The 12,322-nt window shown below is 43.5% G+C and carries 14 protein-coding genes; 7 read left to right on the top strand and 7 right to left on the bottom strand.

Features of this window, described 5'->3' with window-relative positions; genetic code table 11:
- Positions 1-57 precede the first annotated feature (57 nt).
- Complete coding sequence (locus NRIC_RS00250) at positions 58-627, bottom strand: DNA-3-methyladenine glycosylase I (protein ID WP_146620683.1); 570 nt, start codon at positions 625-627, stop codon at positions 58-60.
- Positions 628-800: 173 nt separating this feature from the next.
- On the opposite strand from NRIC_RS00250, the gene NRIC_RS00255 reads away from it, so the two are divergent.
- The 5 genes from NRIC_RS00255 to NRIC_RS00275 are packed head-to-tail and all read left to right on the top strand — an operon-like array spanning position 801 to position 4,445.
- On the top strand, positions 801-1,193 hold the full coding sequence (locus NRIC_RS00255; RefSeq protein ID WP_146620684.1) for a GntR family transcriptional regulator: 393 nt from the start codon (positions 801-803) through the stop codon (positions 1,191-1,193).
- Positions 1,183-2,076 carry an ATP-binding cassette domain-containing protein gene (locus NRIC_RS00260; RefSeq protein WP_146620685.1) on the top strand — a complete coding sequence of 298 codons (894 nt, stop codon included), beginning with the start codon at positions 1,183-1,185 and terminating at the stop codon, positions 2,074-2,076. Before NRIC_RS00255 ends, NRIC_RS00260 begins: the two co-directional genes overlap by 11 nt.
- Complete coding sequence (locus tag NRIC_RS00265; RefSeq protein ID WP_146620686.1) at positions 2,073-3,293, top strand: ABC transporter permease; 1,221 nt, start codon at positions 2,073-2,075, stop codon at positions 3,291-3,293. Before NRIC_RS00260 ends, NRIC_RS00265 begins: the two co-directional genes overlap by 4 nt.
- Before the next feature lie 13 nt (positions 3,294-3,306).
- Positions 3,307-3,918: a VanZ family protein gene (locus NRIC_RS00270; RefSeq protein ID WP_146620687.1), complete on the top strand. Its 612-nt coding sequence runs from the start codon at positions 3,307-3,309 to the stop codon at positions 3,916-3,918.
- A 14-nt stretch (positions 3,919-3,932) separates the two neighbouring features.
- Complete coding sequence (locus NRIC_RS00275; RefSeq protein ID WP_146620688.1) at positions 3,933-4,445, top strand: VanZ family protein; 513 nt, start codon at positions 3,933-3,935, stop codon at positions 4,443-4,445.
- Positions 4,446-4,543: 98 nt separating this feature from the next.
- Here NRIC_RS00275 and ffh read toward each other — a convergent pair whose 3' ends face one another.
- From ffh to NRIC_RS00290, 3 genes are read right to left on the bottom strand one after another with little or no spacing between them, the layout of a single operon-like run.
- Positions 4,544-5,962, bottom strand: coding sequence for a signal recognition particle protein (gene ffh / locus NRIC_RS00280; protein WP_146620689.1), 1,419 nt, complete (start codon positions 5,960-5,962; stop codon positions 4,544-4,546).
- A gap of 23 nt (positions 5,963-5,985) precedes the next feature.
- The gene (locus tag NRIC_RS00285) at positions 5,986-6,324 is read right to left on the bottom strand and encodes a putative DNA-binding protein (protein WP_146620690.1); all 339 of its coding nucleotides are present in this window, start codon (positions 6,322-6,324) and stop codon (positions 5,986-5,988) included.
- Positions 6,314-6,808, bottom strand: a complete 495-nt coding sequence (locus NRIC_RS00290) for a 2-thiouracil desulfurase family protein (RefSeq protein ID WP_146620691.1) — start codon at positions 6,806-6,808, stop codon at positions 6,314-6,316. Before NRIC_RS00290 ends, NRIC_RS00285 begins: the two co-directional genes overlap by 11 nt.
- Positions 6,809-6,925: 117 nt before the next feature.
- Here NRIC_RS00290 and NRIC_RS00295 point away from each other — a divergent pair, with 117 nt between their 5' ends.
- Together NRIC_RS00295 and NRIC_RS00300 are read left to right on the top strand one after the other, a co-directional pair.
- Positions 6,926-7,621 carry a response regulator transcription factor gene (locus NRIC_RS00295; RefSeq protein WP_146620692.1) on the top strand — a complete coding sequence of 232 codons (696 nt, stop codon included), beginning with the start codon at positions 6,926-6,928 and terminating at the stop codon, positions 7,619-7,621.
- Entirely contained in the window at positions 7,618-9,351 is a 1,734-nt protein-coding gene (locus NRIC_RS00300; RefSeq protein ID WP_146620693.1) for a sensor histidine kinase, read from the top strand. Before NRIC_RS00295 ends, NRIC_RS00300 begins: the two co-directional genes overlap by 4 nt.
- Positions 9,352-9,467: 116 nt before the next feature.
- Here NRIC_RS00300 and NRIC_RS00305 read toward each other — a convergent pair whose 3' ends face one another.
- The 3 genes from NRIC_RS00305 to NRIC_RS00315 form a co-directional block, all read right to left on the bottom strand.
- Positions 9,468-10,346, bottom strand: a complete 879-nt coding sequence (locus NRIC_RS00305; protein WP_146620694.1) for a phosphate ABC transporter substrate-binding protein PstS family protein — start codon at positions 10,344-10,346, stop codon at positions 9,468-9,470.
- A gap of 172 nt (positions 10,347-10,518) precedes the next feature.
- Complete coding sequence (locus tag NRIC_RS00310) at positions 10,519-11,058, bottom strand: DUF924 family protein (protein WP_146620695.1); 540 nt, start codon at positions 11,056-11,058, stop codon at positions 10,519-10,521.
- A 70-nt stretch (positions 11,059-11,128) separates the two neighbouring features.
- A complete protein-coding gene (locus tag NRIC_RS00315; RefSeq protein ID WP_146620696.1) occupies positions 11,129-12,295 on the bottom strand; it encodes a pyridoxal phosphate-dependent aminotransferase in 1,167 nt (388 codons plus the stop codon).
- Positions 12,296-12,322 lie beyond the last annotated feature (27 nt).

Below are 12,322 nucleotides of genomic sequence, written 5' to 3' on the forward strand. Positions count from 1 at the left end.
TCTGGGTGAGTTTTTTTGCGAAGAAAAAACCACGCGGATTGAGCGTGGCAGAACGCTTTACAGCATCTGTTTGATTTCTTGGTATCGGAAGCAGTCGACTTCGTGATCATTGACAATCCCTACGGCCTGTAAAAAGGCATAGATCGTTGTACTGCCGACAAACTTAAATCCACGCTTTTTCAAATCTTTGGCGATTTCATCTGACAGTGCCGTTTTTGCAGGGACTTCTTCCATTGATTTTCGCTGACCATCGATGGGCTTTCCATCAACAAAGCCCCACAAATAAGCTGAAAAACTGCCAAATTCCTGTTGCAGCTTCATCACTTGCTTGGCATTCTCGATCGCGGCTTCGATTTTTCTACGGTTACGGATGATCCCAGCATTTTGCATCAACGCTTCAATTTTTTCCTCCCCGTATCCAGCCACTGTTTGCAAATCGAACGAATCATAAGCTTGATCAAAATTCGCTTCTTTGTTTAAAATCGTTTGCCAGCTTAATCCTGCTTGATTCATATCCAATACCAGCTTGCGAAACAAGCGTTGATCTTCTCTTTCCGGTACACCCCAAACGGCATCATGATACTCCATCATATTCTGACTCGTTTGACCCCATGGACATCTATGCATTCCTAGTCACTCCTTTACTCTTCAAAACAAGAACATACATTCCCTTTTTGTTAGGATACCATTTCCAGAGTTAAAACGAAACATGAATCTTTCAATTTTCAAAAAAATCTTGTCTAACTCGTGTGTACTATGTATACTAGTACACGTAGACACCTATGCAAAGGAGGCTCGTCATGGTCACGATCAATAAAACAAGCAGCAAAGCGTATTATGAACAATTAGTTCTAGGCATCAAAGAAGATATTTTTCATGGTCTCCTGCAGCCGGGTGATCAGATCCCTTCTGTTCGGGAGATGGCCAAGCAACTCTTGATGAATCCAAATACCGTCAGCAAAGCATATAAAGTCTTAGAGTCAGAAAATGTGCTGGTCACTGTGAAAGGCAAAGGCACCTTTGTCCGGGCGATCGATGACGCCCCTCGTGACGAAATGCGGATTAGAAAATTAAAAGAACAGCTGAGTGATCTCGTGATCGAAGCCAATCATCTGAAAGTCGATCGAAACGAATTGATTGCTTGGATCAAGGAACATGAAGCTTCATTGGGAGGAAAACCATATGATCATTAATGACCTATCAAAAACGATCAATCAAAAACCAGTCCTAAAGAATCTGTCGTTTCAGCTTGCTCCATCCGAGATCGTAGGACTGATCGGCCGAAACGGTTCCGGGAAAACGACCTTGTTCCGCTTGATCGCTGAACATTATTTACCTGATGCAGGTGATATTCAAGTCAATGGCCGCTCGATTTTTACCGACAAACACCAAAAACAGGCGATTTTCTTTATTGACGAAAAGGAAAATTTTCTACGCGCGTATTCTTTGCAAAGAATTCTTGGGTTTTATCAGAAAGCCTACATTGATTTTGATGAAAATTTATTTTTACAGCTGATTCAGCAGTACCAATTTCGATTATCCAGTCTGTACCGTCAACTGTCCAAAGGCAATCAACGATTGGTTCAAATCATCCTGGCAATTTGTTCAAATGCGACGTATCTTTTACTGGACGAACCATTTGACGGTTTGGATGTCATCGTCAAAAAAGAAGTTATTGGCTTGATGATGGAGCATTTAGGTGAACACCGCTCTGCCTTGATTGCTTCACATAATTTAAACGAGCTGGAAAACCTGATCGACCGTGCGCTCCTGTTGAAGGACCACACGATCTTCAAGGATTACCATCTAGAAGAGATGCGTCAGCATGCTAGAAAGATCCAAATGGTTTTTAAAACAAAAAAGGTCCCTCTGGTCGTCAAGGAACAGTCCAAGTTATTGAGCTTTCAAGGTCGCGTGATTACTGCGATCTTCGAATCCTACAGCGAAGAACTGGAACAGGCCATCAAACACTTCGAGCCCCTGCTTTATGAAGAATTGCCGCTTTCGCTGGAGGATCTGTTTGAGGCAAATCTAAAACCGAAACCACACAGGCTGCAAAAGGAGGTCTCATTATGATTCGTTCGATCTATTGGGAACGGTATAAAAAAGCATTGATCGCACTCTGTTTGCTGATCATTGCCTTCTCTGCTTACACGGGCTATAGCCAACAACGGGATTGGCATTACAAAAGAAATGATTATTTGACTAATCCGGAAAGAAAGCAGGAGTTTAGGGAAAGTGAAGGTGCTATGGGATCTTCGTACGAAAATGGTGCCGTGGGCTTTTCTAGTTATGATGAATTTGTAGAGTATCATTCTTATCTGTTTCATTCTACACAACCCCATGCTTCGAATACCAATGTACCTAAAGCCAAGGATTATACTGCCAATGAGGCGTATCAATCGAGCCAATCTCGTACTCCCGGTCTCTTGATCGTCGTGATCGCTCTTACTGGCTTCTTGCTCTTTTTCTATGATCAGAAAACTGGCTTTAACCAATTTCTTTATTCTTTAAGTGTTTCACGCAAGGAGCTATTCGTAAAGAAACTTCTTTATCTCGTATTGCCGCTTATGGCATCCGTGGTTTTCGGAAAACTCATCCAGGCGATCTTGCTTTATGTGATGATTCCACAGCCCTACATGAATGCAACGCTAGGCCAATTGCTCTATTCAATCGTTGGGTTCAGTTCATTGATCTTCTTATTATTCAGTGCCAATCTGCTGATTGGTACTTTAATGGGAAATATCGTTTTTGGGCCCCTCACTTGGTTAGTGTTCAATTGGCTGGCTTTAGGTATCCCCAGCAGTGTTTATGGCGTTTTTGATATTTATTCTTTGCGAAAAGGTGAATCATTCAATAATTATCCCAAAAATCTGTTTCTTATAGACATCGGAAAAACCGGCGGATACTGGTGGATGAGTTTACTCCTGCTTGCTTTAGCTGCTGGCTGTCTATATTGGGCTTATCGCGAATACTCGATGATCTCCTTAGAAAATGACAGTGATTACCTCTTGAGCAAGACCGCTCGCTGGCCGGTTTGGCTGGTGATGACGACCTTTACGTCGTTTGTTTTTACTATAAATATCAACAGTCCCTGGCAAGTTTATTATAGTCAAATCGTCCATAAAATTGATTTCACTGGAACGATTGTTACACCGATCATTCAAACTATTGTGGGTATTCTTTTTGTTGCAGCGAGTTGTTTTGTGATTGTTTTCTTTTCAAGCATAAGAGAGCATCTTTTGGTCTGGCAGCAAAAACGACTGATCAAAAAGGAGTTAGCTAGTCACTAAAGGAGGGGCATAAATGATTGATTTCCTGTTTCGTCTCTACAGCTTGGGATGTATTTTTCTGCCTTGTCTGCTTTACCAATGCCTGTTTTTAAAGCGGCAGCCAAAAGAACAAATCCCGCTTTCATTTCTTGTCTGGCGTTACTTATTGATTTTATACCTTTACTTGGTCATTGATGTGACTGGGGTTGGAACGCTTGGGGACCTCCTGAGTTATCCTGAGCTTATTCGTCCGGATGAAATCAGTCTGATTCCCTTAAAGGATCCAGTTGGCCTTCAATCTGTGTTGAATAGTGTTATGTTCATGCCGCTAGGGTTTCTATTGCCGTTGATCTGGCAGAGGTTTCGTAGGCTGCACTACACGCTGTTGCTGGGAGCAAGCTTTTCATTAGGGATCGAACTGCTCCAATTGTTTAATCGAAGAGTCACGGATGTCGATGATTTGCTGATGAATACGTTGGGAACATTGGCAGGCTATTTGATATGGGTGCTATGGCAGAAATTATCTAAAAGAAGCAGCAAAGAAATCCGTGCGCTCGGCTCTTGGGAACCATGTATGTACCTTTTTCTTAGCTTGGCCGGCAACTTTTTTCTTTACCATTGGCGATTTTTCTTACGCTTTTTATAGAAAGGTGGATCCTTATGACTATGAAAAAAATAGCCAGATTATTACTTGGTTTGTATTTGCTGGTGCTCATCTGGATACTGTTGTTTAAAGTGACGATTTCCTTTACAGAGATCCTCTCCAGCCTAAATGGCCGAAGAAATATCAATCTCATTCCCTTTCACTCCTCTACCATCGTCAATGGGAGAATCAATCAGACAGAAATCATGTATAATTTTCTCATTTTTATGCCCTTTGGCGGGTTGCTGGGAATAACAGATAAGCATAGATCGATCATGCGAAAGGTGTTGCTGATTGGCGGCTTCAGCCTGATGATCGAGATGTTGCAGTTTGTCCTAGGTCTAGGAGCAACCGATGCCACCGATCTTTTGATGAATACAGTAGGCGGACTTTCAGGATTGCTGCTGTATCAGCTGCTGCGACGTTTCATCACTGAATCAAAGCTGGATAGAGGCTTGACGATTCTCGGCAGCCTTCTATTTGTCTCCAGCTTAGGCTTTGTTGCCTTTATCTTGCTTTACAACCTTTAAGTGCGGCTAGCAAAAAAAGCTCAAACGGTTTGAACAAATTCCTAAAGTGGTGTTAGTCCCACTTTAAGAATCGTTCACTCGCGTTTGAGCTGTTCTCCTTACTTCTTCCGTTTCTTTCTCTTCTTCTTATTTTTCTTCATCATCCGGTTCATCGCCATCTTGCCCATTTTGCCCTTGATGCCTGAACCGAACATTTGGTCCATGCCAGCCGGCATCGAGCCTTTGCTCATTTGCTGCATCATCTTCTGCGATTCTTTGAACTGTTTGATGAAACGGTTCACTTCCACTACGCTGTTCCCAGAACCGGCAGCGATTCGACGACGACGGCTTGGATTCAATAATGTGGGATCTTCTCGTTCGGCTTTAGTCATTGATTGAACGATCGCCTTTTTACGAGCTATATCTTTAGGATCGACCTTCAGATTCTCGATTCCCGGCATTTGGTTCATCCCTGGAATCATTTTGACCAGGTCCTCCAATGGCCCCATATTCATCACCTGGTCCATCTGTTCGATAAAATCGTTGAAGTCGAAGCTGTTCTCCTTCATCTTGCGGGCAAGTTCTTCCGCTTTCTTTTCATCGTAATCCTGCTGAGCCTTTTCGATCAGCGTCAGCATATCTCCCATGCCGAGGATTCGGCTGGACATCCGATCAGGATGGAAAACCTCCAAGTCGGTCAACTTTTCACCTGAACCAATGAATTTAATCGGTGCTCCGGTGACTGAACGAATCGAAAGCGCCGCACCACCACGTGTATCACCATCCAATTTAGTAATGATTACCCCAGTGATTCCCAGCTGCTCATTAAAGCTTTGTGCGACGTTGACTGCATCCTGACCGGTCATTGCATCAACGACTAGCAGGATTTCATTCGGCTGGGCAACTTCCTTGATCTGCTTCAGCTCATCCATCAACGCTTCGTCGATATGCAGTCGTCCTGCCGTATCGATCAATACATAGTCGTTTTTCTTCTCACGTGCAAGTGCCATCCCTTGACGAACGATCTCGACTGGACTGACATCCGTGCCCATGTCAAAAACAGGAACATCCAACTGTTGACCCAATACCTTTAACTGGTCGATTGCTGCTGGACGATACACGTCGCCTGCGATCATTAATGGTCTGGCTTTTTCTGTTTTGATCAGGTGATTGGCTAGTTTTCCAGCAAAGGTGGTTTTCCCTGCCCCTTGCAGACCGGCCATCATGATTACCGTTGGGATTTTAGGTGATTTTACAATGCCGACAGTCTCAGATCCTAATGTTTTCGTCAGCTCTTCATCAACGATTTTTACGATCTGTTGCGCTGGAGACAGGCTTTCTAAGACTTCTGCTCCTAATGCACGTTCTCGGACTTGTTTTGTAAACTGTTTGACTACTTGTAAGTTTACATCGGCTTCCAGCAATGCCAAACGGATTTCCCGCATCATTTCGGTGATGTCTGCCTCAGTGACCTTGCCTTTTCTTCGTAATTTGCTCATCGCCGCTTGCAGGCGCTCGGTTAGATTTTCAAATGCCATTGTACTTCGTTATTTCCTTTCTGCTATTCATCTAGGTCCTGCAGCTCCTTGATCGCTGATGCCAAACATTCATCCTTTGGATAATGGTCTTTGACATATTCAGCCAACTCATCCAGCTGCTCTTCACGAACCATGTAATCGGAAAACAAATGCAGCTTCCGTTCATAGTCTTCTAAAATTTTTTCTGTACGTTTTATATTATCATAAACTGCCTGGCGACTCACACTATATTCTTCTGCAATCTCCCCTAAAGAGAAATCATCCGCATAATAAAGCTCCATATAGTTCATCTGCTTTTCTGTCAGAAGTGTCGCATAAAACTCAAACAGACCGTTCATTCGATTGGTTTTTTCAATTTCCATGGATTCCCTCCTCTTGCTGAAAACCACTTGTTTCAAGTCTTTGCCAGTTATCTTCTGAATAAACAGTCAACCCTTGATTGATAAAATAAGCAGCCGCAACTCCCGCTCCTGAGATTCGTTGACCAGAAAAACTGCCATCGTAGATCAGTCGAACACCGCAGGAAGGACTGCGCTCTTTCAAAACGACTTGTTGGATATCCAATGCCTTCAGCTTCTGAAAAGCTGCGATTGCTCCCTTTTTAAATGCTTCGGTCACATCGACTCCCTGCTGATCTATCACATGGGCTCGATTTTCCCAGACGTCAAAACCGTTTCCCCCAACGATCTCCGCAGGGTAGCGCGGTGTTGGCAATCCGCCTAAAACCTCTGGGCAGATAATGACCGCTTTTTCTTGCTGAAGCAGTTGTTTCAGCTCCGCAATTTCATTATGGTTGCCATCGTAGCGACAACAGACACCGGACAAACAGGCGCTGATCCCGATCATTTAATTATTCTCCCATTCTAACAAAAAACAAGTGACAAAACTGCGTTCTCATTATACCATTTATTCATAATAGGAAATAGTCTAACCGAGCTTTATTCTAAAATAAAGGAGAACGCTATGAAACGTGTATTAGTCGTCGATGACGAGCCTTCGATCGTAACCTTGCTGACCTTCAATCTTGAAAAAGAAGGCTACGCAGTCACGTCGGCGGAGGATGGAAAAGAAGGGTATGAACTAGCACTGAATGATGCGTATGATTTTATTATCTTAGATGTCATGCTGCCTTCGATGGATGGACTGGACATCGCAAAAAAACTGCGCCAGGAAAAAAACAACACGCCGATCTTGATGCTGACTGCTAAAGATGATGCTATTGATCGGATTTTAGGCCTTGAGATCGGAGCAGACGATTATCTGACCAAACCTTTTTCCCCGAGAGAGGTACTTGCTAGAATGAAGGCCATTTTCCGCCGGATCGAGCCTCGACAAGAGGAAATCGTTCACGAGAGCTTGACCGCTGGAGAAATCGCAGCTGATTTGACGAACTATCAAGTCAACGTGCGAGGAAAAAGAATCGAATTAACACCCAAGGAATTCGAATTGTTAATCTACTTTATGAAACGAAAAAACCGTGTGATTGACCGTGACACCCTGCTTGACCGGATTTGGCAGTATGACTTTTCGGGGCAGAGCCGGATCGTGGACGTCCACGTTTCTCATCTGAGAGAAAAAATTGAGCTTGATCCAAAGCATCCGCAATATTTGTTGACGGTACGCGGATTTGGCTATAAATTTCAGGTGCCCGAAGCATGAAGAAACGCAAGCTAGATTACCTTTTCCTGTTTGTCCTGATGGTGGCTCTTTTTATCGGCAGCTGGAACCTAGCTAATCGTTTTTATCAAAAAGAATTAGTCAACCAGCAAGAAGAATTTCTTTTGAACAATGGACAACTGCTGATCAGCCAGTTTTCCTTGGATACGCTAGACAGCGAAGAAAATGACCAGCTGATCAGTCATTATGCTAAGGAGCTGGATGAAAGAGTCACGCTGTTAAACCAGGATGGCACGATCCTTTTTGACTCCAGCCATCCAGATTTGACAGGCAGCCGCACTGATCGGCCTGAGATTCAAGCAGTCTTAGCCAATAATACCTATTCTTCATCCGTTCGTTACAGTCAGACGCTGAAAAAGGAATTACTCTATACAGCCCAACCGATCGTTAGGAACAACCAGCGGATCGGCGTGCTTCGGATCGCCAAAAGCACTTCGAATTTTGCGCCTAAAACAGCCGATTTCCAACGAAGCATGTTCATCATTTTACTGCTGTTTTATCTTTTCTTGTATCTTGGCATTTCCTACTTGATCTATCAACGAAACCGGCCAGTAGAAACCGTGCTGCCTGTACTAAAACGTATGGTTAAGTCGCCGGAAAAGAGCAATTTTGTTCTTCAAGATTCTGCCAAATGGCAGGAGCTTTATGTAACGATCAATCATTTGAGTGAACAGCTGCATGATACCTATGCGGCCTTCACCACCACAGAAGAACAATTTAAGACTTTGTTTCATGAGCTGATGATCGGAGTATTCATCATTGATGAGCATGGAAAATTCTTCATGATCAATCCTACAATGGAAGAAATTTTGCAAATGGGTGGAGCTTCCCAGCATTATTACTGGCAAGTCATCGAGGACAACAAGCTGATCCAGCTGATCCAGCAGGTTATGGTGGAAAAAAGCCAGGTCCATCAGGAGATCGCCATTCGATTGCCGCAAAGGAAAAATCTTGATGTTCACCTGCGCTTTTTGGAAAATGCTGCAGGTGATCAAATCATGGGCACTGTTTATGACCTGACGCATGTCCGGCATTTGGAGAAGATCCAGCGTGATTTTGTCGGTAACGTCTCTCATGAATTAAAAACACCAGTGACTTCTTTGATCGGTTTTACTGAGACTTTGTTAGACGGTGCAAAAGAAAACCCTGAATTAACCACTGAATTTCTCACGATTATGCACAAAGATGCCGTTCGTTTGCAGCACTTGATCCAAGATATCATCGAATTATCCAAAGACAGCGACCATGTATCCGATGAACTGCAAACCATCGAATTGCATGACTTTGTTTTGCAACAGCTGGAATTCTATCAACATTTATTGACCAAAAAGGATCTGACTGTCAATGTTGTTGGCGCAGAAAATGTCTTTTATCAGACACGACCAGTTTTCTTTCAACCGATCCTTAAAAACCTGTTGGAAAATGCGATTCAGTATTCTCCGGAACATAAAAATATCGTGATTACTTATAAAGTGAAAGAGGTTTTAGAGATTAAGATCACGGACACAGGGATCGGTATTTCTAAAGAAGACCAAGAACGCATTTTTGAGCGCTTTTATCGAGTGGACCGGGCGCGCAGTCGCCATTCCGGCGGTACTGGGTTGGGATTGGCGATTGTCAAAGAATACACTGAAATTCTAGGCGGAACCGTTTCTGTTGAAAGCCATCCGAAATTAGGGTCCACTTTTACAGTCACTCTGCCGATCAATTAGCAAGGTATCACGAATGAGTTGGTTTTCAAAAAACCAGTTACAATGCACTCGAAGTATCTATCCGCCATCAAAAAACCAGCAGAACCTCAAGGATTCTGCTGGTTTTTTAGTATCGTCTATTTGATATTGCCTTCAACGTCTCGTTCGATCTTCATATCAGTAATCGGCAGATAGCCCAATTCTTTTACTACACCGCCTTGGATATCTTCAGAGGTCATGTACTTCAAAAAGTCAGCCAATTCACCCTCAGGTTCACCGTTTGTATACATGTGCTCGTATGACCAAATTTCCCATTTATTTTCTGCAATATTTTCAGCTGTTGCTTGGACACCATCGATTTTAAGAGCAGTCAAGCTGTCATCGATGTACGACAATGCCAAGTAGCTGATCGCTCCAGGTGTTTCAGCCACGATTTTCTTCACAGTTCCAGAAGAATCTTGTTCCTGAGAATCGATCGGTGCGGCACCTTCTAATGCCCATTTTTCAAAGGATGCACGAGTACCGCTACCGTTGGCACGATTGATGACAGCGATCTCCTGATCTTTTCCGCCAACATCTTTCCAGTTGGTGATTTTACCAGTGAAAATATCAACCAATTGTTCCTTGGTGATATCTTCCACTCCCGTATCTTTATTGACAACAGGGGCGAAACCAACCACAGCAACTTTATGATCCACTAATTTTTCTGCATCGATGCCTTCTTTTTCTTCTGCAAAGACATCCGAGTTCCCAATCTCAACAGCACCTGCCGACACTTGGCTCAACCCTGTACCGCTGCCCCCGCCCTGAACGGAGATTTGAACGTTGGGATGTTCTTGTGTATAGTTTTCCTGTGCTGCATCAACTAAAGGCTGTAAAGCCGTAGACCCGACTGCTGTGATTTTTGCAGCATCTCCGGACCCAGCATTGGATGAAGATCCGTCAGTAGCTCCTTGTCCACCACAGCCGGCCAGTAAAAGAGTCGAAAGAACCAAGGTTGCAAAGATTTTTTTCAATTAAAACACTCCTTATGAATAGTCTTTGTAGGATTAGTACACAACGACTATACAAAAGCAATGTTAAGCTTCCATAGGATTGATGTAAATGAAAGGTAAAGCTCTGTAAATTTTCCGTAAAGCTGATTTTCTTTTTATGCTATATGAAAAGCCAGGCTTTAGAAAAAGGCACTTAAAAGGAAGAATTGGGCTCTAACAGAAAGGCTTGCTCTTCTTTAGTTGTCGTTCTTCCCAGTACGTCATTTCTATGCGGGTAACGTCCAAAGCGCGCGATGATCCGTTGATGCCGCTGTTCAAATATCAAGTTTTCCTCCATTCCCTCTTCAGCAAATAATCTCAGTGCTGTTTCGTGAATCATCAACGATTCTGAATGCATAAAAGGCATGTAAAGGAAACTCCTTTGCTGAACCGTCAGCTGGTCGATCGGTGTATGGCTAATCGCCTCTTGGGCTAGGACCAGCGCCATGCCGTCAAAAGCAAAAGACTTGGAATCGCCGCGGTATAAATTTCGAGAAAACTGATCTAATACAATGATTTCCGCCAGCCTTCCCTCGACCGTTGAACGCCATTCCGCCAACTCCCCCATCGTCGCTTTTTGGTGAATCTCGGAAAAACGCACGCGTATGATTTCATCAAATGCCTGATCCTTTTTGAACCATTGTTCTGGTTCACATTCTTCAAACCAAAATCGCAGTATTTCTTGATAATTCATGGTGATCGCCTCCAAAAAAAGTGTCTATGTACAGTTTAGCATGTACATAAACACTCTGAATACCAAAAGGCTATTTAGACATATAGGCAGTCAAGCGTTTGACTGCTTCCTCCAATTGAGGCATCGATGCCGCATAACTCAAGCGAATATAGCCTTCTCCTTCTGGACCAAAGGCGATCCCAGGAATCACGGCCAGCTGATTCTTTTGAGCAAGATCCAAGCAGAAAGCCATTGAATCTGTTTCAAAGCCCTCGGGAATTTTAGCAAATAGATAAAACGCACCAGATGGTCGTGCGATTTCAAAACCTAGTTTATTCATCGCTTCATATAGATAATCCCTGCGCAATTTATACTCTTCCCGCATCACTTCCCCATCAGCGATCCCTTGAATCAACGCTCGAACAGCAGCCTTTTGGGAGATCGTCGAAGCAGCGGTGACCAAATATTGATGAACTTTGATGATCTGTGCGATCAATTCCGCAGGAGCAAAAATGAATCCGATCCGCCAGCCCGTCATCGCATGCGATTTGGACAAGCCGTTAATCAAAATCGTTTGCTCACTTAAATATTTTCCAAATGAAACATGCTCTGTTTCATAATTTAACTCACTGTAAATTTCATCGCTGATCACGAAAACCGGGTACTTTTCAAATACAGCGGCCAACTCTTGGATCTCCTGATCATTATAAGCCACCCCTGTAGGATTGGATGGCGAAGTGATGATTGCGGCCTTGATTTTTTCTCCATGTGTCGCCATCGCCTGATCCACTTGTTCCGGGGTCAATACAAAGCCCGTTTCTCTAGTATCAATATACACCGGCTCTGCACCAGCTAGTAAAATCAGCGGCTCATATCCCGGGTAAGTAGGCGCTGGTAAAAGCACCTTATCGCCTGGCTCTAAAATGGCCAACAAGCTGGCGGCTATCGCTTCTGTTGCACCAACAGTTACTAAAACCTCTGATAACGGTTGATAGCTGACGCCGTATTTTTCCTGAACAAATCGGCTGGCGGCTTCACGTACATCCAAAAGTCCGGACATCCCTGTATAATGACTGTAATTATCCTTGATTGCTTGAGAACCAGCTCCTTTGATATGCTCAGGTGTATTGAAATCCGGTTCACCCAAGGTCAGCTTCAGAATATCGGGAATGCTGGAAACCTGCTCATCAAATTGCCGGATCAATGAGACGGCAACTTCGTAAACGTGCTTGTTAAAACGGTTTGCTAGTTTATTCATATAACCCCTCCATTTTTAATCATATTA

Origin of the sequence: Enterococcus florum (genome assembly GCF_004309355.1) — a bacterium.
GTDB classification, from domain to species: domain Bacteria; phylum Bacillota; class Bacilli; order Lactobacillales; family Enterococcaceae; genus Enterococcus_A; species Enterococcus_A florum.

What these genes read in the sequence shown, in the direction of transcription:
- NRIC_RS00250 (WP_146620683.1), bottom strand. Translation starts at nt 627, where the DNA reads ATGCATAGATGTCCATGGGGTCAAACGAGTCAGAATATGATGGAGTAT.
- NRIC_RS00255 (WP_146620684.1), top strand. Translation starts at nt 801, where the DNA reads ATGGTCACGATCAATAAAACAAGCAGCAAAGCGTATTATGAACAATTA.
- NRIC_RS00260 (WP_146620685.1), top strand. Translation starts at nt 1,183, where the DNA reads ATGATCATTAATGACCTATCAAAAACGATCAATCAAAAACCAGTCCTA.
- NRIC_RS00265 (WP_146620686.1), top strand. Translation starts at nt 2,073, where the DNA reads ATGATTCGTTCGATCTATTGGGAACGGTATAAAAAAGCATTGATCGCA.
- NRIC_RS00270 (WP_146620687.1), top strand. Translation starts at nt 3,307, where the DNA reads ATGATTGATTTCCTGTTTCGTCTCTACAGCTTGGGATGTATTTTTCTG.
- NRIC_RS00275 (WP_146620688.1), top strand. Translation starts at nt 3,933, where the DNA reads ATGACTATGAAAAAAATAGCCAGATTATTACTTGGTTTGTATTTGCTG.
- ffh (WP_146620689.1), bottom strand. Translation starts at nt 5,962, where the DNA reads ATGGCATTTGAAAATCTAACCGAGCGCCTGCAAGCGGCGATGAGCAAA.
- NRIC_RS00285 (WP_146620690.1), bottom strand. Translation starts at nt 6,324, where the DNA reads ATGGAAATTGAAAAAACCAATCGAATGAACGGTCTGTTTGAGTTTTAT.
- NRIC_RS00290 (WP_146620691.1), bottom strand. Translation starts at nt 6,808, where the DNA reads ATGATCGGGATCAGCGCCTGTTTGTCCGGTGTCTGTTGTCGCTACGAT.
- NRIC_RS00295 (WP_146620692.1), top strand. Translation starts at nt 6,926, where the DNA reads ATGAAACGTGTATTAGTCGTCGATGACGAGCCTTCGATCGTAACCTTG.
- NRIC_RS00300 (WP_146620693.1), top strand. Translation starts at nt 7,618, where the DNA reads ATGAAGAAACGCAAGCTAGATTACCTTTTCCTGTTTGTCCTGATGGTG.
- NRIC_RS00310 (WP_146620695.1), bottom strand. Translation starts at nt 11,058, where the DNA reads ATGAATTATCAAGAAATACTGCGATTTTGGTTTGAAGAATGTGAACCA.
- NRIC_RS00315 (WP_146620696.1), bottom strand. Translation starts at nt 12,295, where the DNA reads ATGAATAAACTAGCAAACCGTTTTAACAAGCACGTTTACGAAGTTGCC.